The organism is Nocardia sp. NPDC050793 (assembly GCF_040654065.1).
In the GTDB taxonomy this organism is placed as follows: domain Bacteria; phylum Actinomycetota; class Actinomycetes; order Mycobacteriales; family Mycobacteriaceae; genus Nocardia.
In genome coordinates, this window is record NZ_JBFAHG010000003.1 from 294,316 (window position 1) to 319,884 (window position 25,569).

Consider the following 25,569-nt stretch of genomic DNA (forward strand, 5'->3'; position numbering starts at 1 on the left):
TCCGAGCCCGATCGTCCGAACAATCCTCGATCGGACGCGATCGAGGAGGGGCCGGCTCCCGTGGCTATCATCGACGTCGTGGACACCTACTGGCACGCCGTCACGCCGCCACCGGTCGCCTGACGGGCGCACCCGCGGCGAATCCGTTTCGCATTCCGGCCTGCCATCGGGCGGTCAGGAGCACGGTCGTGCGCTCGTTTCGATTCCCACCCTCCTGGAATTCGAGAACGGAAGTGCACCGTCGTGTCCGACCACGTCATCGTCCCGCTGCGCGGGCCCCTGCCCATCCTCACCGCCGCCGTTCTGTGGGGCAGCACCGGAACGGCCAGTTCGCTCGCCCCCGGCGGCGCGCCCGCGGCGGCCGTCGGCGCAGCCGGGCTCGCGCTCGGCGGGCTGCTGCTCGTCCTGACCGGCCTCGGCGCCCGTCCCTCCTTCAGCGGCCCCGAGTGGCGGTCGCTGACCGTGGGCGCGGTCGCCGTCGCGGGATATCCGCTCACGTTCTACCCGGCGGTCGCGCGCACGGGTGTGGCCGTCGCGACGGTCGTAGCGCTCTGTAGCGCACCGGTTTTCGCGGGCCTGATCGCCGGGCTGCGCGACCGCTCCCTGCCGAGTACGCACTGGGTCTGCGCCACCGCGGCCGCGGTCCTCGGCTGCGCCGTCCTCGTGCTCGGTCCTCGTTTCACCGGAGCGCCGGGCGGGGTGGACGGGCTCGGTGTCGCACTCGCCGTCCTCGCCGGACTGACCTACGTGCTGTACTCACGGATCGGCGGGGAGCTGATCGGTCGCGGCCACCCCTCCGGCACGGTGATGGGCGTGCTGTTCGGCGTGGCCGGGCTGCTGGTGCTTCCGGTACTGCTCGCGGCGGACACCGCCTGGCTCGGCACGGTGCGCGGGGCGGCGGTCGCGGTGCATCTGGCCTTCTTCACCACGTTCCTGGCCTACCGGCTCTTCGGCTACGGTCTGCGACACACGCCGGTGGAGGTGGCCACCACGCTCACCCTCGCCGAGCCTGCCGTCGCCGCGGTGCTGGGCGTGGTGATCGTCGGCGAGCGCCTTCCGCTCGTATCGTGGTGCGGCCTGGCGGTTTTGGGCGCGGGGCTGGCGCTGCTCACGCTCGCGCCTGCTCGGTCGAGCCGCGCGGAGTGAACAGTCGCGGGTCCGGGATCGGATTCGGTGCCGGACCCGCGCCCGTTGGGCTTCGAATCGCAGATTTGCGGGCCGGTCGATTCGACTCGAGCGATAATGGCACAGCTTTCGAATTGGCGTTCCCGCTCGAGAAGTACCTGTTCATCGCGCGCGATTTCCGCATTGTCGACCCGGATGTTCCATAACGCCGATTTCGTCGGGCAACCGCGCAGTCGCAATGGTGAAGGCGAACGTCAACGAGCGCGCGGATCGTCGCACCGAGTGTTGTCTGTGGAAGACGTAAAAGCTCTCTACCACACGATGGAGGGTCCCTTTGCGAATTCTTTTGGTGGCCAGTGCATTCAACAGCCTCACCCAGCGCATCCACGCCGAACTGCGTGCCCGCGACCATCACGTCGGCGTCGAACTGGCGCTCGGCGACGAGGCGTTGCGGGCGGGGGTGGCGGCGTTCCGCCCGGAAGTGATCGTGGCGCCCATGCTGACCACCGCGATACCGAAGGACATCTGGTCCGCGTACACCGTCCTCATCGTGCACCCGGGACCGGTGGGTGATCGCGGGCCCTCGTCCCTCGATTGGGCCATTCACGACGGTGAACGCGAGTGGGGTGTGACCGTGTTGCAGGCGGTCGAGGAGTTCGACGCGGGACCTGTCTGGGCTTCTGTGCCGTGCACCCTCGCGGCCTGCGGCAAGAGCGAGCTCTATCGCAACGAGGTCGCGGATGCCGCGGTGCGGGCCGTACTGATCGCACTCGGTCGATTCGCCCGCGGCCGATTCGAGCCGGAACCGCCGGACTGCCTCCGGCCGGACGTCAGGGGACGGCTGCGGCCCTATCACGACCAGCGATACCGCCGAATCGACTGGGCGGCCGACGAGACGGCGGTCGTGCTGCGGAAGCTGCGCGCCGCCGATTCACAGCCGGGCGTGCTGGACGAGCTGTACGGGCGGGAGTTCTACCTGCACGGCGGCCACCATGAGGACCGGCTGCGGGGCAGCCCCGGCACGATCGTCGCCACCCGCGACGGCGCGATCTGCCTGGCGACCGGCGACGGCGCGGTGTGGGTGCCCCAGCTGCGCCCTCGCCGCGCGGCGGGCGGCCCGCCGACATTCAAGCGGCCCGCCACAGACGCGCTCGGTTCCGCGTTGCCCGCATCCATTCCGGAAATACCAGTGACACCCGAGGCGGCCGCCGTTCGGGACACCTGGTCCGAGCTGCGCTACCGGGAGGAGGGCGCCGTCGGCTACCTCGAGTTCTCCTTTCCCGGCGGCGCGCTGAGCACCCGCCAAAGCCGCACGCTGCTGGCGGCGTACCGGCAGGCTTGTGCGCGACCGATCGACGTGCTCGTCTTGGGCTCGGCCCGCGACATCTTCTGCACAGGCATCCACCTGAACGTCATCGAGGCGGCCGCCGACCCGGCGGTCGAATCCTGGCTCAACATCACCGCGATGAACGAGGTCGTGGAGGCGATCCTCACCACCACGGACAAGCTCGTGATCGCCGCGCTCGCGGGAAACGCGGCGGCGGGCGGCGTGATGCTGGCACTGGCCGCGGACGAGGTGTGGTGTCGCGAGTCGGTGGTGTTGAACCCGCACTACCGCCTGATGGGCCTGCACGGTTCGGAGTACTGGACCTATCTGCTGCCCCGGCGCGTCGGCGCGACAGAGGCCGAGCGCTTGACTCGGGAGGCGCTCCCGGTCGGAGCCGCCGCGGCCGCGGCGCTCGGCCTGGCGGACCGTGTCGTCCCCGGCGATGCCGAAACCTTCTGGAATTCGACACGACGAGCGGCCGCACGCCTGGCGGGTAGCGCGGAGTTGGTGCAGCGCCTCGTGGCGAAGAAGCAACGCCGCGCCACCGACGAGTCGGCCAAACCGCTGAACGCCTATCGCGACGAGGAACTGGCCCGGATGCATCGCGACTTCGCTCCGGGCCAGCCGTACCACGCGCTGCGGCGGGACTTCGTGCACAAAGTGCCTCCGGCCGTGACCCCGCCGCATCTCCTCGGCTGACCCGCGCGCGGCCGACTCGCCTCGAACGGTCGGTTATGCCCGGGCGCGCTCATCGGCCGGAGGCGGTGCGGCGGGACCGGTCTGCTGGAGCTTGGAGTGGGTGCGCGAGTACCCGAGATAGATCACCAAGCCGATCACCAGCCAGGTTCCGAAGCGCGCCCAGGTCTCCCACGGCAGCGACAGGATCAGCCACACCGAGAACACCACGCCGACGATCGGGACGACCGGCATGAACGGCAGCCGGAAGGTGCGCGGCACTTCGGGCCGGGTGTAGCGGAAGACCAGCACCGCCACGCAGACCACCACGAACGCGCTGAGGATGCCGATGTTGGTGAGCTCGGCGACCAGGTCGATCGGCAGCAGACCCGCGAGGACGGCCGAGCCGAAGCCGACGATCCACGTGACGCGGGTCGGCACCTTGCGCTCCGGATGGGTCTTGGCGAACCATTCGGGCAGCAGCCCGTCGCGGCTCATCGAGTACCACACCCTGGTCACCCCGAGCATGAAGGTGAGCACCACGGTGATGATGCCGACGATGGCGCCGACCGCGATGACGTTGGCGACGCCGGGCATGCCGACGGACTCGAAGGCGGTGGAAAAGCCGCTCTCCGGGTCGATTTCGGTGTACTTCTGCATGCCGGTGAGCACGAGGGTGGCCAGGACGTACAGCACCATCGCGATGGCCAGCGAGTAGAGGATCGCCTTGGGCAGATGTTTCTTGCCGTCGACCGACTCCTCGGCCGCGGTGCTCATCGCGTCGTAGCCGAACACGGCGAAGAACACGGTGGCCGCGCCGGTCATCACCGCGCCGGTGCCGTACGGGAAGTAGGGGGTGTAGTTCGCGCTGTCGATCTGGAAGACGCCGAGCACGATGATCAGCAGCACGAGGGCGACCTTGATGCCGACGGCCACCGTCTCGAACCGGCCGACGCTGCGAATGCCGCGGGACAGCACCCATGCGGTCCCGAGGCAGAACACCATCGCGAACACGTCGACCACGTGGCCTTCGCCGGTCCCGGAGGCGCCGAGCATCCAATCCGGCAGCGTGATGCCCACCTGATCGAGCAGGAACCCGAAATATCCGGAGACACCGATCGCGACCACCGCCGCCACCGCGATGTACTCCAGCAGCAGATCCCAGCCGATGAACCAGCCGACGAACTCGCCGAGCGAGACGTAACCGTAGGTGTAGGCCGACCCGGCCTTGGGCACCATGCCGGCGAACTCGGCGTAACACAGCGCCGCCGCCGCGCTGGCCAGGCCGGCCACCAGGAAGGACAGCAGCACGGCTGGGCCGGTGGTCTTGTTGGCGACGCTGCCCGCGAGGGTGAAGATGCCCGCGCCGATGATGCCGCCGACGCCGATCGCGGTGAGCTGCCACACGCCGAGGTGTTTGGCCAACCGTTCGTCGGTGGGCGTCTCGTCCTCGACTTCGACGAGGGGCTTGCGGCGCAACATCTGGTGGCGCAACTCCGCGAGGGACATGCGGCTTCCTTTCTCCGCTGCGTTCGGCTCAGGACGCCCGGGTCGCGGGGCCTGCGCCGTAACGCGGATCACACTGATGGCTGTCAGCTAATCGGACCACGAATGCGGTGTGATCGGTGAGTTGGATAAATATTGTTCCGCCCGGCTTGGCCGATCGGACAAAGCCGGGCGGAACGCGGGGCCGTCAGCGCCGGTTGGCCGGGGCCAGCGCGCGCAGGAAGAATGCCAGGTTGGCGGGCCGTTCGGCGAGCCTGCGCATGAAGTAGCCGTACCACTGGTCGCCGTAGGGCAGGTACACACGGACCTGGCGGCGGTCGCCTGCGAGGCGGCGCTGCTCGGCGTCGCGGATGCCGTAGAGCATCTGGAACTCGAACTCGTCCGCCTTGCGGTCGGCCTCGGCGGCGTAGCGCCGCGCCGCCTCGATCATCGCCGGGTCGTGGGTGGCCACCATCGGATACCCCGCGCCGTCCATCAGGATGCGCAGGCACCGCAGGTAGGCGGCATCCACGTCGGCGGCCGACTGAAACGCGACCGACTCCGGCTCCCGGTACGCCCCTTTGCACAGCCGGATCCGCGAGCCCGGCCCCGCGAACTCGCGGCAGTCGGCCTCGGTGCGCCGCAGGTAGGCCTGGAGCACGGTGCCGGTGCCGGGGAAGTCCGCGCGCAAGTCGCGGACGATGGACAACGTCGAGTCCGTGGTGGTGTGGTCCTCGGCGTCGACGGTGACCGCGACTCCCGCCGCGTCGGCGGCGGCGCAGATGTCGCGGGCGTTGTCGAGGGCGATCCGGTGCCCGTCGCGCGGCAGGGATTGGCCGAGCGCCGAGAGCTTCAGCGAAACCTCCAGCGGCCGAACGATTCCCGGTTCCGCGGCGGCGGGCAGTTCGGCGAGCGCCGCGAGCAGTTCGCGATAGTGCGAGACGGTGTCACGCGCCTTGGCCGGGTCGGTGGTGTCCTCGCCCAGATAGTCGATGGTGACGAACCGGCCCGAGTTCCGCAGCGCCTCGGTCGCCGCGATGGCCTGCGGTTCGGTCGACCCGGCCACGAACCGGTCGACGAGCGAGCGGGTGGTGCGCATCCGCGTGACGCCGCGCTCCAATCGCGGCGAGCGAGCGGCCGCGAGCAGCGCGGGCCGCAGCAGTCCGGCGGGCATCACCGCACCTCCGTCTCGAGGCCGGGCGTCGGGGCCTGGTGCGGATAGCGGTGGTCGGTGGGCGGCACGAAGGTCTCCTTGATGGTGCGGGCGGAGGTCCAGCGCAGCAGGTTCTGCGGTGACCCCGCCTTGTCGTTGGTGCCCGACGCGCGCGCCCCGCCGAACGGCTGCTGGCCGACCACGGCGCCGGTGGGTTTGTCGTTGACGTAGAAGTTGCCCGCCGCGAAGCGCAACCGGTCGGTGGCCGCGGCGACAGCGGCGCGGTCGTCGGCGACGATCGAGCCGGTGAGTCCGTAGGCGGTCCCGCGGTCGACGAGTTCCATTGCCGCGTCGAAGGATCCGGGCGCGGAGTCGTCGTAGACGTGCACGGCCAGGATCGGTCCGAAGTACTCGGTGCGGAACGCCTCGTCGGCCGGATCGTCGCCGAGCAGCACCGTCGGATCGACGAAATAGCCCACGCTGTCGTCGGTCCGGCCGCCCGCCGCGATGGTCAGCCCCGGAGTCGCCTTCGCGCGGGCGATGGCGTCGGCGTTCTTGTCGAAGGCGCGCCGATCGATGAGCGCACCGCCGAAGTTGCCGAAATCGGTGACGTCGCCGTAGGTCAGCGCGCCTACCTTGTCGATGAAATCGGCGCCCATCCTCGCCCACACCGAGGCCGGGATGAACGCGCGCGAGGCGGCCGAGCACTTCTGGCCCTGATAGTCGAACGCGCCGCGGATCAGCGCGGTGCTGAGCACGTCCGGATCGGCGGAGCTGTGCGCGAGCACGAAGTCCTTGCCGCCGGTCTCCCCGACCAAACGCGGATACCCTTGGTAGCGTTCGAGATTCATCGCCACTGTGCGCCATAGATGGCGGAAGGTCGCGGTCGATCCGGTGAAATGCACACCGGCGAGCCGCGCGTCGGCCAGCGCCACTTCCGAGACCTCCTGGCCCGCTCCGTGCACCAGGTTGATCACGCCGGGCGGAAGGCCGGCCGCCTCCAGCAGTTTCATGGTCCAGTACGCGGCCACCGCCTGGGTCGGCGCGGGCTTCCACAGCACGGTGTTGCCCATCAGCGCGGGCGCGGTGGGCAGATTGCCCGCGATGGCGGTGAAGTTGAACGGGGTGATCGCGTAGACGAAGCCCTCCAGCGGCCGGTACTCCAGCCGATTCCAGACGCCAGGCGTGGAGATCGGCTGCTCGGCCAGGATCTGGCGCGCGAAATGCACGTTGAAGCGCCAGAAGTCCACCAGCTCGCACGGGGTGTCGATTTCGGCCTGGTAGGCGGTCTTGGATTGGCCGAGCATCGTCGCGGCGGCGAGGGTTTCGCGCCACGGCCCGGCCAGCAGGTCGGCGGCGCGCAGGAACACCGCGGCCCGGTCCTCGAACGACAACGCCCGCCAACCGGCCGCGGCCGCGGTGGCGGCCTCGATGGCGTCCTGCACATCTCGGTGCTCGGCGAAAGTGACGGTGCCGAGTACTGCGGCGTGCCGATGTGGCTGCACCACCTCGACGGCCGGGCCCGCCGTGCGGCGATGCTTGCCGCCGATGACGTGGTGAACCTCGGTCGGTGTCGCCGCGAGTCGGTCCAGTTCGGCGTGCAGCCGCTCCCGTTCGGGTGTGCCGGGGGCGAAGCTGCCGACCGGTTCGTTGACGGGCGTGGGTGTGGTCGCGATGGCGTCCATGGATCCTCCTGCCTGGTCGGAGCTGGTCAGCGCAGTCAACTCCGGGAAAGCCCGGCGCAGGATCGGTCGATGGGACAAAGATGGGAGTCAGTTGTTGTCCGATCGGCCGAAGCCGAGCGGAACGAAAGGTGTGAGCGTGGTCACCGAGGAACCGGGCCGCCGGGCGGGCGTGCCGCTGCGCGAACTGCTCGACGCGCTCGACAGCACCGTCATCGATCTGGTCGAAGCGCCCGAGGGCGACGCGGTCGCGATCGGCTCGGTGGCGCTGCTGGACAGCGACGATCTCGGCGAGGCGCCCGGGACGCCAGTGGACATGGCGCTGCTGGTGGGTGTGCGGGAGTCGGCGGTGCGACGCTGGCTCGGTGACATCGCCGCCCGCCCGCCCGAGCAGCGACCGCGCGCGATCCTGCTCAAGTCGACCGCCGAATCCGCCGCGGTGCGCGGTGCCGCCCGCCGGTCTCGGGTCGCGGTGGTCGTGGTGCACCGCAAGGCGCGTTGGGACGCGGTGCTGGCGCAGGCCCGCCGCCTGCTCGACCGGGCCGGCCGCCCCGACGACTCGCTCACCACCGACACCGACCTGTTCGGGCTGGCCCAGATCGTCGCGCAGAACGCGGGCGGCATGGTTTCCATCGAGGACCCGCATTCGCACGTGCTCGCCTATTCGGCCTCCGACGACTCGGCCGACGAACTGCGCATCCTGTCGATCCTCGGCCGTGCGGGCCCGCGCGACTACCTGCGGGTGCTGAACGACTGGGGCGTGTTCGACCGGTTGCGCCGCAGCGACGAGGTGATCGACCTGCCCGCGCACGAGGAACTGAACATCAAGCGCCGCTTGGTCGTCGGCATCCACGCGACGGCGGTCGAGGGCGGGTCGCGCACGCTCGGCTCGATCTGGTTGCAACAGGGGGACCGGCCGTTCGAGCCGGACGCCGCCGAGGTGTTGCGCGGCGCTGCCGCCGTCGCGGCCCGCGTCATCGCGCGCTCCTTGGATGCGCCGTCCACCGAAACACTGCTGCTGCAAAGGCTTTTCGGGACGCACGGCGAGGGTGTCGACATACCGTCCGTGGCGGGCGCGCTGCGCGTCCCGGTGCACGGACCGGCGGCCGTCGTCGGATTCGCCGTGCATTCGCCCGCGAAGGAACGGCATTCGGCGCTCGGCAGCGTGATCCGCCTGCACGCGAGCTCATTTCGTCCCGATTCGATCGCGACCGTGCTCGGCGACCGCGTCTACGTGCTGCTGCCGGGATACCGGTCCGCGTCGTCGGTCGTCGCGTGGACCCGGCAGCTGGTCGACCAGCTGGAAGCCGGACGCGGCGCGGTCCTGCGCGCGGGCATCGCCATTCCCGTCGCCGGCCTCACCGAGGTGGCCGCCGCACGCGCCGAGGTCGATCGGGTGCTGGACAGCACCGCCGCCACCTTCCCGCGCGGCCGGGTGACCACCCTCGCCGAATCCCGCACCGCCGTGCTGCTCGGGGAGATCTTCGATCTGCTCGCCACCCGCGACGATCTCCGCGACCCCCGGGTGCGCGCGCTGTTCGACTACGACCGCGACCACGGCTCGCAACTCGGCGAGAGCGTCGAGGGCTACCTGCGCGAGCACGGCGACGTCCGCCACGCGGCCGCCGCACTACGAGTGCACCCGAACACCTTGCGCTACCGCTTGCGCCGCGCCGAGTCCATCACCGGCATCGGCCTGACGGACCCCGCGGACCGCCTGCTGCTCGAACTCCAGCTCGCCCTGCACCGCCGCGGAAGTGGTTCCACGTCGAACTGACTTCGCCGCAGCCGATTTCGCTTGGGCGAGAACGACTTCCAGCAGAGGCGGCCTGGGAACCGGTTGGTCTCACTCCCGATCTCCGGGGTGACATCGGTGGCGTGAGACGAAATCAGGTGTGACCTAGACCGGCTGCCGCCTTGGCGTCGGTCAGCACGGCTTCGAGCATGGCGGGGGTGAGCCTCTTGGTGAACGTATTTTGCTGGCTGACGTGGTAGCAGCCGAACAGTTCCAGCTCGGCGCGGCCCGCGACGGCGGGCGCGAGCGTGTAGCGCACGCCGTGCCCGAACTTCGGGCGCGGGCGCGGCACCACCCAGCCCGCCTCGGCCAGCGCGGGCAGCGCCGCCCGCCACCCGAACGCGCCGAGCACCACGACCGCCCGCACCGTCGGCGCCAGCAGACCGAGCTCGAGGTCGAGCCAGCCGCGGCACCGATCGCGTTCGTCGGGTGCCGGTTTGTTGTCCGGCGGCGCGCAGTGCACGGGCGCGGTGACGCGGGCGCCGAGCAGCTCCAGCCCGTCGTCGCGGCGCACGGAGGTCGGCTGGTTGGCGAGGCCGACGGCGTGCATGGCGGCGTAGAGCACGTCCCCGCTGCGGTCGCCGGTGAACATGCGCCCGGTGCGGTTGCCGCCGTGCGCGGCGGGCGCGAGACCGATGATCAGCAGCCGGGCGTCGTCCGGGCCGAAGCCGGGAACCGGACGGCCCCAATAGGTTTCGTCGCGGAAGGCGGCGCGCTTCTCGCGCGCCACCCGTTCCCGCCATGCCACAAGGCGCGGGCAGGCGAAGCAATCGGCGACCGAGGCGTCGAGTTCGGCGAGGGTGTGGCACATGGGTGTCACTCGATCACGACCGTCGCCCGGCCGCGGCGGAACGGTCCCGGTGCCGGTCGCCATGCCTGCAGGATAGGTCCGCCCGGCAGGTAGCGGCCGGTTAGCCCGTATCGACTTGATCACGAACCGGGCGGTTGCCACCCCGTGTGAAACGGCGGTACGTTGCGATGGAACGGGAGGTCGATTTCCCGTGGTCGCACCGGCGTCGGCGACGCGATGTGCACGAGCGTGAACCGTGAGCAATCCAGTTGAGGTGCCGTCTTTGTCCGGCGCCGTCCGTGATCTTGTCGGCGCACATTGTGCGCCGCGACGCAGCGAGGTGGACATGACCGAGGGTTGGCCGAGTTCGATCGGTTCGTTCGACGGCATCGTCCAACGGTTCTTCGGCTCGGGAGGCGCGCAGCCCGGCCCGGCCGGCCGCGCGGCGACAAGCGAGACGCCGACGCTCGATGAATACAGCCGCGATCTCACATCGCGCGGGCAAACCGTCGAAGCCGAAGTCCGAGCGGTGGTCCCTTCCGTGCGGTACTATCGCGACGCCTATCCGGAAAGCGTCGGTGAGGCGGTGGAAACCGCTGGGGGAGTGGGATATTGGGCGAACACGAGCGGACGGTGGCGCACGTGAATTCCCGGGAGGATCTGCTGCGCCGGATCAGGGACGCACTGGTCGAGCTACCCGATGACGAACGGGTGGTGCCGGTGCCGCGCGCCGCCGCCCGCTACGGCTCCGGCGCCGAGCGCAGCGGCCTGGCCGAGCTGGTCGATCTCTTCGCCGAGCGGTTGGCGCAGCATGGCGCGCAGCTGCGCCGGATCACCGCAGCGGCCATCCCGGACCAGGTGGACGCCGCGCTGCGTGAGCACGGCGTGCGCTCGGTGATCGCCCCCGACGGACTGCCCGGCGAATGGCTGGCGGGGTGGGCCGCCGAGGAAGGGCATCGCATCGTCCCCGACAGTCCGCTGGCGGCGGCGGGCGAGGCGGAACAGGTCGACGCGGTGGTCACCACGTGCGCGGCCGCGGCCGCCGATGTGGGCGTCCTGGTGCTCGACGGCGGCGAGGGACAGAGCCGCCGACCGTCGTCGCTGGCGCCGGACTGTCACGTCTGCGTGGTGCGGGCCGAACAGATCCAGCCGTCGCTGCCGGAGGTGATGGACCGGCTCGACCCGCGCCGCCAGACCATCATGGTCGCAGGCCCGTCCGCGACCGCCGACGCCGTCGCGCCGGGGGTGCACGGGCCGCGCAGGCTGATCGTGCTCGTCGTGGAGTGAACCGGGTGACGCTGCGGAAGGACGCGAACGTGAGTGATTTCCGGACCAAGCGGATCTACGAGGACCCGAGCGACGACGACGGCCGCCGCGTGCTGGTCGACCGGCTGTGGCCGCGCGGCATCAGCAAAGAGCGGGCCCGAATCGACCTGTGGGACAAGGAGATCACGCCCTCGAACGAGTTGCGCTCCTGGTTCCACCACGACTCCGCCGCCGATTTCGCCGAGTTCGCCCGGCGCTACGAGGCCGAATTGTCCGGCGAACCGCAGCGGCGCGGTCTCCGGGAACTGCGCGAGCTGGCGGCCGAGCGTCCCGTCACCCTGGTGACCGCCGCGAAGGACCCGGCGCACAGCCACGTCGCGGTGCTGCTCGACCAGCTGCGCGAGCACTGACGCCGGCTCCGTCGCCGAAGAGTCGTGCTTCAGGCTGGGACGGCTCGCGCCACCGCCTCGATCGCGCCGGATCGGTCGATCGCGCCGGATCTTCAGGCCAGCTCGGCGGTGCCGACGACCTCGTCGCCCTCGACCCGCGGTCGCGCGCCGAGACCGGTGTGGATCAGCCGCCGCGCAGCGGTGTTGTCCGGTGTGGTGACGGCGGTGACGCGGCGGGCGCCGGTCCGAGCGGCGAGCTCGCGCAACCGAGCCGCGACGCGCCCGCCGACGCCCCGTCCGCGGTGCGAACGGCCGATCCACACGCCCGCCTCGACCTCCTCGCCGTGCGGTTCGAGCCGCGCCGCCCCGACGACCAACCCGCCGACCGTGATGACGAAGGTGCGTTCGTTCGGGCAGGTGGGGTGTAGCGCGCGGTCGCGGTGAAAGGCGAGGAACGCCTCCTTCCGCTGTTCGGTCCAGCCGGGCGGACCCGGCACCGGCGCCATGACCTCGAGCGGGTCGGCGTCGGCGACGGCCGCGTCGAGCAGGAGCGGGAGGTTGTCCTCGCTGAGTGCGATCAGCTCGACGACAGGTTCGGTGCGCTCGCGCAGGATCGCGTCGGCTCGCTCCAGCTGCTTCGGCGACCAGAAGGCGGCCCAGTCCGCGGGCTGGCCCAGCTCGCGGCGAATCGACAGCACCCGATCGACGAGAACGACCAGATCGGCGAGCGCGCGCTGGCTCTCGGCGCGGTCCACGAAGCCCATGTGAACGGCGGAGTCACGCACCGTGACGATCCGCGCGAGCAGTGCCTCGGGCAGCTGAACGCAGGCGGGCGTGGCGCGGTTCAGCACCTGCGTGGCCTCGAGCGCGCCCACGGTCCACATGTCGGGCAGCGGCCGGTCCGGATGCTCCGGCCGCCCCGCCAGCGTCAGCGTCGTCTCGATGCCCGCCGACTGCCCGCGCACGAGGTGGATGTCGATCGCGGCGAGGACGGCCTTGAGCAGCGCCTCGGCGCACGCGCCGATCGAGACGGCCTGATCGATCAGCGCGAGCGGTTCGCACGACCCGGTGCTCGTCAGCGCTCGGCGCGCGTGCGCACGCGCCAGCTCCTCCAGCGCGGCGGGCAACCGCTCGTAGTCAACAGCGCCGAAAGCGGTGGGCCACTTGTGAAGTGCTGCCATCGGTCGGCTCCCGAAGATCGTCGTGCGGATATCGGGTTGTAGATTGCCACACCGCACCCCGCCCGGCTCGGGCTTTTTCCCGGCCCACAGACCATTTCGACGCCGACAGTGCCGCCGTCGCTGTGCGGCGTGATCGCTGTGTTGGACGGACCGTTCAGGCGGGGTCGCCGGGGTGGTAGGCGAGGCCGAGCAGGACCGACTGCACTTCGCGCAGCCGGTCGACGTCGTTGCGGATGCCCGCGGCGGTGTCGGTGTAGAGGAACGCCTCGCCCAGGCGAACGAGCGTGTACGCCAACAGCTCTCGTTCCAGGGGCGGGTGGTAGCCGTCCTCCTCTTCCACCCGGGCGATGAGTTCGGCCACGGCCGCGACCGCCCGCGGCTGGACCGGTCCGTCACTGGCGGTGAGGATGCGCAGGCCCGAGATCGGCTCGTTCTCGAAGTAGCGCCGGAAGGGTTCGTTCACCGCCTCCCAGCGGGCGACGCGGTCGAGCACGTCGAGGATGCGCGCCGCGCCACGGGTCCGCCGCTTGGCGTCGGCGCGGGCGATCATCTGCTCGTATTCCTGGAGCAGCATCGCGCCGAGCAGACCGTCCCGCGAACCGTACCAGCGGTAGACCGACGCGCGGCTGAGCCCTAGCTCGGCGGCGATCGCCTGTACGTCGACGCGTTCACCGGCCAGGAAAGCCCGGCGGGCGAGTTCGATGACCTGCTCGCGAGTGGCCGAAGCCGGACGTCCGGGGGATCGGGTGGCGGTGGGTCGCGAGGAAGTGGTCACCAGGTGAATCGTACAGCCGCCAGCATGTCATTGGAGACGCAGTGGCCGAGTTGTATTTTATGGATGTCCCCTCGAATCGGGACCATCCTCGACAGTCAGGAGAACCATGAGCGCCCCGACTTCTCGCACGGCCATCGTCACCGGTTCCGCCCGCGGCATCGGCGCCGCCACCGCACGCAAGCTCGCCGCGGACGGGTTCGCGGTCGCGGTCCTCGATCTGGACGAGGCCGCGTGCAAGCCCGTGGTCGATGAGATCGAGGCCGCGGGCGGCAAGGCGCTCGCGGTGGGCGTCGACGTGTCCGACGAACAGTCCGTCGGAGCCGCCGTACAGCGCGTCGCCGACGAGCTCGGCGCGCCGGCGGTGCTGGTGAACAACGCGGGCATCACCCGCGACAACCTGCTGTTCAAGATGAGCGTCGCCGACTGGGACTCGGTGCTGAGCGTGCACCTGCGCGGCTCGTTCCTGATGAGCCGCGCCGCGCAGAAGTACATGACCGAGGCCAAGTGGGGACGCATCGTCAACCTGTCGAGCACCTCCGCGCTCGGCAACCGCGGCCAGGCCAACTACTCCGCGGCGAAGGCAGGCATGCAGGGCTTCACCAAGACACTGGCCATCGAACTCGGCAAGTTCGGCGTGACGGTCAACGCCATCGCCCCCGGCTTCATCGAGACCGACATGACCGCGGCCACCGCCGAGCGGCTCGGCGTGAGCTTCGAGCAGTTCCGCGAGGCGGCCGCCAAGCAGATCCCGGTCGGACGCACCGGCAAGCCCGAGGACATCGCCAATACGGTCTCCTTCCTGGTCAGCGAGGGCGCGGGATTCGTTTCCGGACAGGTCATCTACGTGGCGGGCGGGCCAACCGACTGACCCGGCGCCGCAGGCGCTCGCGACCGACTCGGCGCCGCAGGCACACACGATTGGCCCGGCGCCACACGGGCGCTCGCGACTGATCCGGCGCAGCAGGGCGCTCGCCGGGGCGTACGGCCACCATGATCGGCGGATGGCGCGATCCGCCGGTGCGGGAGCGATACCATCGGAAGGGGTCGGAGTCCCGGAAGGGGTACAGGATGAGCGTTGACCGCGATGCTCGTCGGCGGTCGATTCGATCCACCGTGGTGGCGAGCGCCTGTGCGGGCGCCGCCGCGATCGCCGTGGCGACGGCGCCCTCCGCGGGCGCCACGGCGACCGGAGTCGGTGTTCTACCCGACCTCGGCTACGGCCTCGCGACCAACTTCGGCACCGGCTGCGGTTACACGATCGAGGCCTACCTCACCGACGCCGTCTCGCCGGTGTACTTCTACGACAACGGTATTCCGCTCGCCACGGTGCGGCCGACCGGCGGGGTCGCGCTGCTGAAGTGGGTGCCTGCAACGCCGGGCAGGCACACCATCAGCGTGGTGCAGGCGCCGGACGACGTCATCACCGCCGACTACGCGGTGTCCGTCGGCACCGGCGTGCACCTCGGCCACGGATGCGTGGTGTTCGGCGGCTGATCCGCGGCCGCCGGGGCCGCGGCGGCTTCCGGGAGCGGGTTCGCGTCACGGAGGATCGATATGACGACCCAGCGCAGACTCGAGGTCGGATCGGTGTTCGGGCCGTACCGGCTGGTCCGGCTGATCGGCCGCGGCGGCATGGGCGAGGTGTTCGAGGCCTACGACACCGGCAAGGATCGCGTCGTCGCCATCAAGGTGCTGCCCGAGCGGCTCGCCGAAGACCCCGTCTACCGCGAGCGGTTCCGGCGCGAATCGCACGCCGCGGCCCGGCTCAAGGAACCGCACGTCATCCCGATCCACGACTACGGGGAGATCGACGGGCACCTCTTCATCGACATGCGCCTGGTCGAGGGCCAGAACCTGCGCGAGGTGCTGCGCGAACGCGCGCCGCTGGAGCCGGCCGCGGCGGTCGAACTGATCAGGCAGGTGGCCGCCGCCCTGGACGCCGCGCACGGCGACGAGCTGGTGCACCGCGACATCAAGCCCGACAACATCCTGACCACGCCGGACGGTTTCGCCTATCTCGTCGACTTCGGCATCGCGCATTCCAGCACCGCCGAGGGCCTGACCGCCGACGGCTCGGCGATCGGTTCGTTCCACTACATGTCGCCGGAGCGGTTCTCCTCGCGCGTGGTGACGCAGTCCGCGGACATCTACGCCCTCGGCTGCGTGCTCTACGAGTCCCTCACCGGCGCCAGGCCCTTCCCCGCCGACACCGACGGCGAGATCATGCGGGCGCACATGGTCGAGCCGCCGCCGCGGCCGAGCAGGCTCCGTCCGGAGATCCCGTCGGCGATGGACACGGTGATCGCCAAGGCGCTGGCGAAGGACCCCGCCGCACGATATGCCGGGGCGGGGGAGTTCGCGGCCGCCGCGCAGGAGGCGCTGCGGGGCGAGGCCGCGATGCCGGTGGTCATGCCCACTCAGGAGGCGGCCACCGGCGACGACACCGTCACGAGTGTGGAAGCCGTTGTGCCGCAGGGTGTTGCAGCCGGGGGTGGGCCGGAGCTCCCGGATGGTGGGCCGCGAATCCGGCCGCTCGTCGACGACGCAGGCGGCGCGCGGCCGGCCGAGCCGCCGAAGCGGACCTTCCGGCAGACGGCGCGCGGACTTGCCGTGCCTGCGCTGGTCGCCGCCGTGATACTCGCGGCGGCAACGGTTCTCGTCGCCTGGATGGTATCGGGCAGGCCCGCCGACGGCACCGCGGTTCCCGATCGCGCCGCTTTGAACCCGGCGGACGTCGACCTGGTGGCCAGTGCCGGTCTGATCGGCTACAAGCGCGCCAATTGCGTGCACCGCGAGCCGGATCCCGCCACGACCGCGCTCGTGTCCTGCGACGCCAACGACCGGACGGGCGCCCCCACCGCCCGCCTTTTCCAGTTCCGCACCCTCGACGGCCTGCGGGACTACTACCGGCATTTCATCCTCGAGGCCTACGACGCCACGAACTGCCCGAACGATCCGCCCGGCGACGACGGTCCCCTGGTGGTGGACGGTGAGACCGTGGGGCGAGATGCTTGCCTGATCAGTCGCGTCGACGACCCGGCGACGCCGAAGCCGGTGCTCGCCGTCGCCGACGAGCGCCTGCTCGCGCTCGGTATCTACATCTGGGCGGACCCGGGTGACCAGCCGACGCGCGATTACGTTGCGTCGCACCATTTCTACCATTTCCTGCCGAAGGAGAAGACGGTCGATCCGGACTTCTTCACCGCCGCTGATCGGCGCGTCCTCGATCACCTGACCGGCGACTACGGGCCGTCGACCTGCAAGCACATGGACCTGCCAGGGGCCAGCACGGCCGAAGCCGCGATCCACTGCGCCACCCGCCGTGGCGACCCCGCTCCCTCGTTCTTCGGTTTCCCGGATCACAGGTCGATGAGTCTCGGGTACCAAGCCGGGCTGGGGCAGGTGTCGGGCCACGCGTGCGGTGGTGGCGGCGCGGACGAGGTGTGGCGCAAGTCGTCGGGGCCCGTCGGCCGGTTCTTCTGCTACACCGACGAGAACGCTACGTTCGGTGCGCGCCCCTGCCTGCTGGCGGTGCATGACGAATTCCGCCTGATGGTCGACGTGTGCGCCTCGGCCAAGGACGATCCGGACGGCAGCGTGAAGTCCGAGGCCGATCTGCTGGGTTGGTTCCGCAGCAATTTCGGCTAGCGCCAAAGGTTTACGGTACGGCCGTCGTTTCCGGCCCGGCGATGAAGCGATCACACAGGAAGCCCCTGTTGCTCTGGCCGGGATGGGCGCTGGCCGCGTCCGGGGTGGTGATGCTGCTGGTTGCGGCGGTCGGTGAGTACAAAGATCATCTGGCGGAGCGTGAGAGACAAGCGAAGCTCGAGCGGATGCGCGAGCAGCGCGACGAGCAATGATGCGGTTCGATGACGCGATCCTCGATGTAGCGACGGAGTGGCCGGGCGGCGATCACACTGTCGTGCCGACTGCGGCGGCGAGGCGGTCGAGCGTGTGGCGCATGGCGTTTCGGTTCTTGCCGGGGAAGCCGACCAATTCGAGTAGCGGCGGCAGCAGATTCGCGGAGTAGTCGAAGGTTTCGCGGACCAGGGTCCGGCCGGGGGAACCCGGTACGGCATGGAGTTCGTACCGCCAGGTGTGCCGTCCGAAGTCATTGCGCCAGGTGATGGCGTGCGGTTCGTCGAATTCGGTGACGGTATTGCTGATCCGGCCGCGATTGATGATCGCCACCGCGACCTGCAGCAGCGAGGCGGGATGCGCATCGGGCGGCCACACGCGCATGCGCACCGCGAATGTGCTGTTCGCGCTCAGCCGTTCGGGCGCGCTCACCACCGCATCGTGGACGGAGCCGGAGCCGTCGATCTCGCAATGCCTGCGCGGGTCGGCAAGAACATCGAAGATGACTTCGGCCGGAGCATCGATGATTCGTTCGGCCTGAACGCACCTGGATTCGGACACTGGAACCTCCCGTGCGGTACGTGACCGCGATCGTGATCCGTTGATCGAACACCATGCTGCCAGGTCATACCGGACTCCGGCACCGACCACGGGAGGATCCGCACGACCTACCCGGGACGGAGAAATCTCCGCGAGCTGTCGCGCGGACACCCGCTCTCCCGCGCGCCGATGGCTTCGGCGTGGCAAGAGAGCGGTCGTCCGGGGCGTCGTTGGCGGCTCAGCTCCCCGCGATGGGGACGAGTGCGGCCAGGGCCGCCGCTGTTTCGGGATGCCGGGTCACCAGCGCCGCGACCTCGGTGTGCGGAGCAGCCGCCGGACGCTGCCACTCGCCGCCGTGGCCGAGCAGCGCGCCGAGCGCGGCGCAGGCCGCCGGGTGGGCGAACAGCAGATCCGTGACCGGTCCGCCCGCCGCCGCGAGCGCGGGTACGGCCGCCGGTCGCGGCGTGCCCGTCCACGGCGGACTCCAGCTGTCCACGGCCGCGAGACCGGAGGGGAAGGTGCGACCCGCCTCCCTGGTGAGGGCTGGAATCAGTTCACCGGCCTGCCCGCGCAGGGTGGTGATCAGCTTCGGCAGCCATGGCAGCAGGACGCTGTCCGGCAGCCGGCCGAACGCCTTCGACAACAGCTCCACCACAAAGGGTTTCAAGGAAGGCACCGGATCCATGGCCTGCACGAAACCGCTCAGGTACTGCGGGAAGGCGGGCACGACGAGCGGGTTGGCCAGCATGTCGTCGCAGCGGGTACGCAGGTCCGGCAGCGTGAGCAGACCGAGCTGCAGGCGCGTCGCCCACAGCAGAGCCACCTTCGCAGGCGCCTCCGGATGCGACTGCAACACAGCGAGTTCGAGCTGGGTACGGTCGCAGCCGAGGGACAGCGCCAGGTTCTCCATGCCGAACAGGAAGCCCAGCATGGCGGCGACCGGCCGCACGCCGGTGTTCTCGTCGGTGAAAGCGGTGGGCAGCAGCGTGCAATAGTGCGCGTAGCCCGCGGTGACGAACCGGCCGCACCAGCCGGGGAGACCGTCCTCGGTCGAACGGAAATAGTTGAGCAGCAACCGGATTCGGCGCAGCACCTCGGGCGCGTCGTCCACCGAACGCTCGGCGGCGAGCAGTTCGACGGCGCGGTGGCCGAGTTCGTCGGCCAGCCGCGGCGACTTCAGGTACAGCAGCGCGTCTTCCACCGCCGCCAGTGCCACCGCGGCCGTCGCGTCGGCCGCCGACACCGCTATGCGCAGCCGTTGCTCGAGCACCTGCTCGATGGTCACGCCCTCGTAGCCGAGCTCGACCAGGGCCCGCTGGTGTTTGCCGAGCGCCAGGTCCCAGCTTTCCTGGATGGAGCTCTCACCGAGCGCACGTGACCCCATGATCGGCCGCACCGCGTCCGACGGCAGCAGCCTGCGCAGGATCCACAGCAGATCCGAACACGGCCGCAGGTGCGGATCGGCCCGCAGATCCAGCAGCGACCGCTGCACGGTGCGCTTGCCGGTGTCGATGCCGAGCGGCGTCAGCCGGTCGAGCACGTCGCGGGCCAGCGGCGGCAGCGCCGCGTAGCCGACCTGGCCGATGCGATCGCCGCCGAGCAGGATCTCGCACAGCTTGCGCACGTCGCGGCGGCCCGGCACGTGGTCCTTCTCGATGCACGTGATCGCCGCGTCCTGGAAGTCGTACGGCGTCGGGCGCGCGCGATTGCGCATGCCCGCCAACAGGATCGAGGTCTCGAACACCGCGATCGCGTCGGCGGTGCTCGCCAGGTAGCCGTTGCGCCGGGCCAGCCGGACGATGTCCACCGACCAGTCGAGCAGCTCGGCCTCGTCGAGCGAGTCCAACCGCGGCGGGGTGGACAGGAACCCGGTCAGCTGGTCGGCCACCGCGGCGGTGGTCACGACGGGCGGCGTGCGTTTGCTCGTCTTCTTGCTCGCGGATTTCTGGCCCGCGAGCTGGAACGGCTTCACACTGCCCCGCCGCAAGCCCTTCGACCAGGTCGCCGCCGCGATCGACACCGACCCCGATGCCAGCCCGAACTGTTCCTCGATGGCCGAGTGGCTGGACGGGATCAGCCCATACTGCCAGGTGGTCTTCGACCGCGGCGTGATCTCGTAGGGCGCGGCGTCGGCGGGGAGGCCGAACTGCTCGACCCGGCTGGCCGCGTGGAACGCCCCGCACACGTACAGGCAGTCGGCCGGGTCCACGCCGGTCGCCTCGAGATGTTCGCGCATCCGCGTCCACATGTAGCGCTCGCGGTTCTCGTCCTCCTCGACGCCGGTGCGGCGCAGGCGGCGGAACAGGCTGCCGATCAGCACCATGACCTGGCGGTAGGTGTCGTAATCGGCGCCTGCCAGCGGTTGTTCGACGTACTGGTCCCACCACTCCGACCAGTGCCGCACCTTGCCGTGGTGCAGCAGGTGCTCCTCCAGTTCGGCGAAATGCGGTCGCAGATCACCGATGTCGATGCCGACGGCGTCGCCGTGCAGCGCGCCGTCCTCGGTGGGCTCCGGCGTCTTGTCGGCGGGTGCGTCACCGTCCGGCGTGCCGCCGTTCGGCGCCCACTGGAAGACATGGTCGGTGGAGCGATCGACGAGCACGAGCTCGACGCCGGGGGTGTCGAGCGCGTAGGAGATGGCCTGGTATTCCGCCGACGCCTCGGTGATCGGCGCGACCACCGACAGCGGCGCCCAGGCGGCCGGGAACCCGTCGAGTTCACCGGCCCACGCCTGCACAGCCACCGGCAGCTTGCAGTTGCGCAGCTCGTCCAGGATCGGTCGCAGGTCTTCGCACAGCTCCAGATAGACGACCTTGGGCCGCTTCTCGTGCAGCCGCCGCACCATCGCCAGTCCCGAGGCGGGCGAATGATGGCAGACCGGGAAGATCTCGAGCTCGACCGCCAGCGCCCGGTCGACGTCGTCGACGATGCCTGCCAAGATGTCCGCGACCGCGCCGGGCTCGGTCGCGAATCGCGTCGCGGCCTCCGCCAATTGCTCGCGCAGCGCGCCGAACGGACCGGTCACGAGAGCCTCGCGATCGCCGCCCGGCCGCCCTCCAGGAACTCCGGCCAGTCCCCGCCCGCGTCCTTGCTGCGCGGTTCGACCACGCCGTGCCAGAACTTGTTGAGAATGGCCAGATCCTCCGGCGCCCGCCGGGCCAGCGAGCCGACCAGCGAGCCCGCGAGCGTCTCGGCCCGCAAAGTGCGGTCGCCGAAGAACTGGCTGTGCAGGATCGCGTCCTCCAGCACGCCGATCTGCTCGGCGGTCGAGAGCGCGGACTCCAGCTTCTCGTCGTCGCTGGTCGCGGCGGCGGCCGCGGAGCGAAGATCGGCGAAGCTGTCGAGCAGGATGTCGAGCAGCGTGGGCGGCAGCTCCAGCTCGATCTGGTGCCTGCGCAACAGTTCCGCGGTGCGGAAGCGCACGATCTCGGCCTCGCTGCGCTTGTTGGTCACCACCGGGATGCGCACGAAGTTGAAGCGCCGCTTCAGCGCCGAGGAGAGGTCGTTCACGCCGCGGTCGCGGCTGTTGGCGGTGGCGATGATGGAGAAGCCCGGCTTGGCGAACACGACGTTGTCGTCGTCGAGTTCGGGGATGGAGACGTACTTCTCGGACAGGATCGAGATCAGCGCGTCCTGCACGTCGCTGGTGGAGCGGGTCAGCTCCTCGAAGCGGCCGATCACCCCCTGCTCCATGGCGGTCATGATCGGCGACGGGATCATCGACTCCCTGGACTGCCCCTTGGCGATCACCATGGAGATGTTCCAGGAGTATTTGATGTGATCCTCGGTGGTGCCCGCGGTGCCCTGGACCACGAGCGTGGAGTTCCGGCTGATGGCCGCGGAGAGCAGTTCGGCGAGCCAGCTCTTGCCGGTGCCGGGATCGCCGATGAGCAGCAGGCCGCGGTCGGAGGCCAGCGTGACGATGCTGCGTTCGACGAAACTGCGGTCGCCGAACCACTTCTGGTCGATCTGCCGGTCCAGTCCGTCGGAGCGCTCGGAGCCGAGGACGAACAGCCGCACCATCTTCGGGCTCAGCCGCCAGGCGAAGGGCTTGGGTCCGTCATCGATCGACTCCAGCCAGTCCAGCTCCTCGGCGTACTTCAGTTCGGCGGGGGCGCGCAGCGCGGTATCGGTCATGGTCTGAGGTCTCCTAGTCGAGAAAGTTCTTGAGTTCGAACACGAGTTTCTGGATGCGGCCCGAGATCACCGGCGTGCCCATGGCTTTGAAGCGTTCCCGGAACCAGGGATTCACGCTCTGGTGCCCGGAGCTGTTGACCGAGCCGACCGGGATCAGCTTCACGCCGTTGCGATGCACGGCCTGCATGCTCTCGTACAGCGGCTGGGAGCGGTCGAACTCGTAGAAGTCCGAGATCCACACCAGCACGGTGTTGGCCGGGTCGACGATCTTGGGCTGGGCCATGGCCATGGCGACGGGGCCGTCGTTGCCGCCGCCGAGGTTGGTGCGCAACAGCACCTCGAAGGGATCGTGCACCCACGGCGTCAGGTCGATGGCGCGGGTGTCGTAGGCGATCAGATGCACGTCGACCTTGGGCAGTCCGGCGAAGATCGAGGCGAGGATGGTGCAGTTCACCATCGAGTCCACCATCGAACCGGACTGGTCGACCACCACGATCATCCGGGCGGGCACGGTGCGCTTGGCGGTCTGCCGATAGAACAGCCGATCCACGTAGAGCCGCTCGTCCTCCGGATTCCAGTTGGTGAGGTTCTTCCAGATCGTGCGGTCCACGTCCAGATTGCGCAGGATGCGCTTCGGCGGCACCGAGCGGTCGATGGTGCCCGCGGTGGTCTGCTGCACCTGGGTGCGCAGCACCTCGGCGACCTGCTCGACGTAGCGCCGGATGAGCGATTTCGCGTTGGCCAGTGCGACTCCGGACAGATTCGCCTTGTCGCGCAACAGCTGTTCGAGCAGCGACATGCTCGGCGTCAGCTGGGAAGCCAGCGCGGGATCGGCGAGCACTTCGCGCAGCCGCATCCGCGAGACCAGGTCGGCCTCGAGATCGGCGAGCACGCCGCGCACCTCGCCGCCGCCCTCCTCGCCGAGCATGCGCCGCAACCAGCCCGCATCGCGCTGCCAGCACGCGAGCTGGGTCGCGCTGACCGTGCCGCCGCCCGTCGCGAAGACGTTCAGCAACAGTTTGGACACCAACGCGGCCGAACGCACCTCACCCGCGCCGATGACCGCATCGGCCTCCGTGTCGACAGGAGTTTGCGGCTCTCCGGCCTCGGCGGCGTCCGATCGCGACTCGTCTCCCTGGCCGCCGGTCATCGATTCCGCGGCACCCACGTGCTCGCCGAGGCCGTCGAATTCGGACCCCAGATCCGGAAAGCGTTGCACGACATTGTCGATCGAGACGCCGGGGTCGAGCAGCGCCGCGGGCAGGCCGAGGTCGTCGACGATCGCGACGCTCGACGTCTCCAGCGCGGGCTGGACTTCGCTGTCGAAAATGCCCGCCAGCAGCCGCCAGTAGAGGATCTGCCGTCGGGTCTCGTTGCTTTCGGTCATTTTCTCAGCAGCCGTCCCGCTCGTTCCCTGAGCACCGCGACCGCGTCGCCCGACTTCGCTTGCGCCTTGACGACTTTCGGGTCCGTCGGGCCACAGGCCCAGTCGCCGCCGTGCACGTCGACCTCGGCGCCCTTGGCCTTCTTGCGCACCGCGAGCGGTCGCAGCGACCACCGCCCGGCGTCCCAGCGCAGCAGACCGAGGCAGGTCGAGGAGCTGTTCACCGCGGCGGGGGTGAGCGGGCCGCAGGTGGGCAGCCGATCCAGTTCGAGTACGAGCCGGTGCCCGTCCAGCTCGATGGCTCCGTCCTTGACCTTGTAGGCCTCCAGGAGGACCGGTTCGCACAGGTGCACCGGATCGCGGTCGAGCGGGGGAACGGCCGGTGCGATTGCGCCCGCCAATCCCACACGCGCCGTGGCGAATGGATCGGCGCTCCCGCCGAGACCGGCGGACTCGTCGTGCCAGATCAAATCGCCGCCCGCGGTCATCGGCATGCCGTCGATGTCGAGGCTGAGCCGCTCGGCTATCGCCTTCATCAGCTGCGGATGGTCGGTGAACAGCTGCCAGATCGCGGGGCCGACGATCGTGTCGACCTTGGCCGCGGCGACACTGACCCGCACCCGGCGCGTCTCACCCGCCGCCGTCTCCAGCAACGCGTACAGCTGAACCTGCACCGCGGTGCCGTGCTCGTGCACGTCGACGCCCAGCGGCAGCAGGCGACCGGACACCGCCGTCGCCTCCGCGAATCCGCCTGTGCGCCAGGACAACAGGAGCGCTCGCGCCCAGAGGTCCGCCCACCGGCGTGCGGGCAGCCGATCCATCGTCGCGACCGGACAGCTGGCGCGCAACTCGGCCGTCAGGCCGTCGAGCAGCACCGCGAGCCTGCGCAGGGCCGGTTCGGCCAGCAGCGCTTCGACGGTCTGATCGGCGGCGGAGACCAGGTCGTGGTCGACGCCGCGCCATCCCGTGATGGCCACCTCCTGTAACCAGGAGCGGCTGCCCGCCGCCAGGTTGTGCGGTGTGTGCGCGGGTTCCGGCTGTTCCCAGGCGGCGCGCTCACGCCCCATGGCCGTGTCCACGCGGTCGAGCAGCGCGTCGTGCACGGCGCCGAGCAGCGCGGCCCGTCCGCCTGCCAGCGCCGAGAGCTCCTCGGGGCCGATCGAACCCGCGCCGAGTTTCGCGACCGCCTCGGCGATCGCGGGCCCGAGCGGGGATCCGCCGGTCGCGGCGGCGAGGTTCGCCAGCGCGGCCGTATGTTCGTCGGTGAGCCGCGCGAATCCGTGGCTCAGCGCGGTGTCGAATCCGGCCACCACGTCGAGCGCCTCCGCCACCCCCGGCAGCGGCTCGAGCAGTTCGGCCACATGTACGCCGAGCATCAGCGGCTCACCCCCGTCGCGGGGAACCACTGCAGCTCGGGGATCGGCGCGGTGCCGCCCGGCAGCTCCAGATACGCCAGATGGCGCAGGAATCGGCTGAACACGACGGCCGCGGGCGCCGGCTCGTGCGAGCAGTTCAGCGCGCCGTACAGGCTCGCGCCCTCGGCGATCTCGACACCCAGATAGCGGGCCACCCGTTCGGCGCCGTACTGCACGACCGCCTCGTCGAGCAGCGCGTCGATGTGCTTGCACGGATACGAACCGCGCAGGCCGCCGCACGGCCGATTGTTGTTGGTGCTGCAGCTGAGTCCGTGTGTTTTCGCCGACACCGACGAGACGTACACCCGCGCGATGTCCGATCCGCTCGACACAACGCCCTGCAACCGCCCGTCCGCCATTTCGACGAAGGGCACTTTGGCCAGTTTGCGCGGCGCCACGATGGGCAGCGTCTGCACCACCGCCGCCCGCTCCCACTCGCGGTCACCCGAGTCCATCGCGTTCCCTCCCGTTTCTCTTCATGACCGAAAACCTACGCGAGCCCACCGACAAGTTCGCGGCCCGATTGTCGATCTTGTGGAAAGCGATAAGCGCTGTACCGCAGTGCTTTTCGGAAGAGGTGACGTTGTCGGTA

At 70.1% G+C, this 25,569-nt stretch carries 22 protein-coding genes; 10 read left to right on the plus strand and 12 right to left on the minus strand.

Annotated elements, in window-relative coordinates; all coding sequences use genetic code 11:
- Positions 1 to 243 precede the first annotated feature (243 nt).
- Positions 244 to 1,146: an EamA family transporter gene (locus AB0H50_RS11990; protein WP_357450197.1), complete on the plus strand. Its 903-nt coding sequence runs from the start codon at positions 244 to 246 to the stop codon at positions 1,144 to 1,146.
- A 328-nt stretch (positions 1,147 to 1,474) separates the two neighbouring features.
- Positions 1,475 to 3,151 carry a hydrogenase maturation protein gene (locus tag AB0H50_RS11995; RefSeq protein WP_357450201.1) on the plus strand — a complete coding sequence of 559 codons (1,677 nt, stop codon included), beginning with the start codon at positions 1,475 to 1,477 and terminating at the stop codon, positions 3,149 to 3,151.
- A 33-nt stretch (positions 3,152 to 3,184) separates the two neighbouring features.
- On the opposite strand, the gene AB0H50_RS12000 is transcribed toward AB0H50_RS11995, so the two are convergent.
- The 3 genes from AB0H50_RS12000 to pruA all read right to left on the minus strand — a co-directional run bounded on the left by AB0H50_RS12000 (position 3,185) and on the right by pruA (position 7,450).
- Positions 3,185 to 4,636 (minus strand): amino acid permease, encoded by a 1,452-nt coding sequence (locus AB0H50_RS12000; protein ID WP_357450203.1) that lies wholly within the window; start codon positions 4,634 to 4,636, stop codon positions 3,185 to 3,187.
- Between the two features lie 184 nt (positions 4,637 to 4,820).
- Positions 4,821 to 5,786: a proline dehydrogenase family protein gene (locus AB0H50_RS12005; RefSeq protein ID WP_357450206.1), complete on the minus strand. Its 966-nt coding sequence runs from the start codon at positions 5,784 to 5,786 to the stop codon at positions 4,821 to 4,823.
- Complete coding sequence (gene pruA / locus AB0H50_RS12010) at positions 5,786 to 7,450, minus strand: L-glutamate gamma-semialdehyde dehydrogenase (protein WP_357450209.1); 1,665 nt, start codon at positions 7,448 to 7,450, stop codon at positions 5,786 to 5,788. The genes AB0H50_RS12005 and pruA overlap by 1 nt, the downstream gene beginning before the upstream one ends.
- Before the next feature lie 136 nt (positions 7,451 to 7,586).
- Between pruA and AB0H50_RS12015 the strand changes: the two genes are divergently transcribed.
- Entirely contained in the window at positions 7,587 to 9,224 is a 1,638-nt protein-coding gene (locus AB0H50_RS12015; RefSeq protein WP_357450211.1) for a helix-turn-helix domain-containing protein, read from the plus strand.
- A gap of 112 nt (positions 9,225 to 9,336) precedes the next feature.
- Here the strand turns inward: AB0H50_RS12015 and AB0H50_RS12020 are convergent, their stop codons facing one another.
- Positions 9,337 to 10,053, minus strand: coding sequence for a uracil-DNA glycosylase (locus AB0H50_RS12020; RefSeq protein WP_357451529.1), 717 nt, complete (start codon positions 10,051 to 10,053; stop codon positions 9,337 to 9,339).
- 262 nt (positions 10,054 to 10,315) lie between these two features.
- Between AB0H50_RS12020 and AB0H50_RS12025 the strand changes: the two genes are divergently transcribed.
- From AB0H50_RS12025 to AB0H50_RS12035, 3 genes are read left to right on the plus strand one after another with little or no spacing between them, the layout of a single operon-like run.
- The gene (locus AB0H50_RS12025; RefSeq protein ID WP_357450214.1) at positions 10,316 to 10,678 is read left to right on the plus strand and encodes a hypothetical protein; all 363 of its coding nucleotides are present in this window, start codon (positions 10,316 to 10,318) and stop codon (positions 10,676 to 10,678) included.
- Positions 10,675 to 11,319, plus strand: a complete 645-nt coding sequence (locus tag AB0H50_RS12030; RefSeq protein ID WP_357450216.1) for an LUD domain-containing protein — start codon at positions 10,675 to 10,677, stop codon at positions 11,317 to 11,319. Before AB0H50_RS12025 ends, AB0H50_RS12030 begins: the two co-directional genes overlap by 4 nt.
- 29 nt (positions 11,320 to 11,348) lie before the next feature.
- A complete protein-coding gene (locus AB0H50_RS12035) occupies positions 11,349 to 11,708 on the plus strand; it encodes a DUF488 family protein (protein WP_357450219.1) in 360 nt (119 codons plus the stop codon).
- A 92-nt stretch (positions 11,709 to 11,800) separates the two neighbouring features.
- Here the strand turns inward: AB0H50_RS12035 and AB0H50_RS12040 are convergent, their stop codons facing one another.
- On the minus strand, positions 11,801 to 12,868 hold the full coding sequence (locus AB0H50_RS12040) for a GNAT family N-acetyltransferase (protein WP_357450222.1): 1,068 nt from the start codon (positions 12,866 to 12,868) through the stop codon (positions 11,801 to 11,803).
- Positions 12,869 to 13,022: 154 nt separating this feature from the next.
- Positions 13,023 to 13,643: a QsdR family transcriptional regulator gene (locus AB0H50_RS12045; protein ID WP_357450225.1), complete on the minus strand. Its 621-nt coding sequence runs from the start codon at positions 13,641 to 13,643 to the stop codon at positions 13,023 to 13,025.
- A 106-nt stretch (positions 13,644 to 13,749) separates the two neighbouring features.
- Between AB0H50_RS12045 and fabG the strand changes: the two genes are divergently transcribed.
- The 4 genes from fabG to AB0H50_RS12065 all read left to right on the plus strand — a co-directional run bounded on the left by fabG (position 13,750) and on the right by AB0H50_RS12065 (position 17,503).
- A complete protein-coding gene (fabG, locus tag AB0H50_RS12050) occupies positions 13,750 to 14,511 on the plus strand; it encodes a 3-oxoacyl-ACP reductase FabG (RefSeq protein ID WP_357450228.1) in 762 nt (253 codons plus the stop codon).
- 200 nt (positions 14,512 to 14,711) lie between these two features.
- Positions 14,712 to 15,137, plus strand: coding sequence for a hypothetical protein (locus AB0H50_RS12055; RefSeq protein WP_357450231.1), 426 nt, complete (start codon positions 14,712 to 14,714; stop codon positions 15,135 to 15,137).
- Positions 15,138 to 15,197: 60 nt separating this feature from the next.
- A complete protein-coding gene (locus AB0H50_RS12060) occupies positions 15,198 to 17,291 on the plus strand; it encodes a serine/threonine-protein kinase (protein ID WP_357450233.1) in 2,094 nt (697 codons plus the stop codon).
- A 68-nt stretch (positions 17,292 to 17,359) separates the two neighbouring features.
- Positions 17,360 to 17,503, plus strand: coding sequence for a hypothetical protein (locus AB0H50_RS12065; protein WP_357450236.1), 144 nt, complete (start codon positions 17,360 to 17,362; stop codon positions 17,501 to 17,503).
- A 52-nt stretch (positions 17,504 to 17,555) separates the two neighbouring features.
- Here the strand turns inward: AB0H50_RS12065 and AB0H50_RS12070 are convergent, their stop codons facing one another.
- The 6 genes from AB0H50_RS12070 to AB0H50_RS12095 all read right to left on the minus strand — a co-directional run bounded on the left by AB0H50_RS12070 (position 17,556) and on the right by AB0H50_RS12095 (position 25,432).
- Entirely contained in the window at positions 17,556 to 18,062 is a 507-nt protein-coding gene (locus AB0H50_RS12070; RefSeq protein ID WP_357450239.1) for an SRPBCC family protein, read from the minus strand.
- 217 nt (positions 18,063 to 18,279) lie between these two features.
- Positions 18,280 to 21,066, minus strand: coding sequence for a DUF5682 family protein (locus AB0H50_RS12075; RefSeq protein ID WP_357450242.1), 2,787 nt, complete (start codon positions 21,064 to 21,066; stop codon positions 18,280 to 18,282).
- Positions 21,063 to 22,178 carry an AAA family ATPase gene (locus tag AB0H50_RS12080; RefSeq protein WP_357450245.1) on the minus strand — a complete coding sequence of 372 codons (1,116 nt, stop codon included), beginning with the start codon at positions 22,176 to 22,178 and terminating at the stop codon, positions 21,063 to 21,065. The genes AB0H50_RS12075 and AB0H50_RS12080 overlap by 4 nt, the downstream gene beginning before the upstream one ends.
- A gap of 13 nt (positions 22,179 to 22,191) precedes the next feature.
- Positions 22,192 to 23,565: a VWA domain-containing protein gene (locus tag AB0H50_RS12085; RefSeq protein ID WP_357450248.1), complete on the minus strand. Its 1,374-nt coding sequence runs from the start codon at positions 23,563 to 23,565 to the stop codon at positions 22,192 to 22,194.
- A complete protein-coding gene (locus AB0H50_RS12090) occupies positions 23,562 to 24,938 on the minus strand; it encodes a hypothetical protein (protein ID WP_357450251.1) in 1,377 nt (458 codons plus the stop codon). The genes AB0H50_RS12085 and AB0H50_RS12090 overlap by 4 nt, the downstream gene beginning before the upstream one ends.
- Positions 24,938 to 25,432 carry a hypothetical protein gene (locus AB0H50_RS12095; RefSeq protein WP_357450254.1) on the minus strand — a complete coding sequence of 165 codons (495 nt, stop codon included), beginning with the start codon at positions 25,430 to 25,432 and terminating at the stop codon, positions 24,938 to 24,940. Before AB0H50_RS12095 ends, AB0H50_RS12090 begins: the two co-directional genes overlap by 1 nt.
- Positions 25,433 to 25,569: the final 137 nt, after the last annotated feature.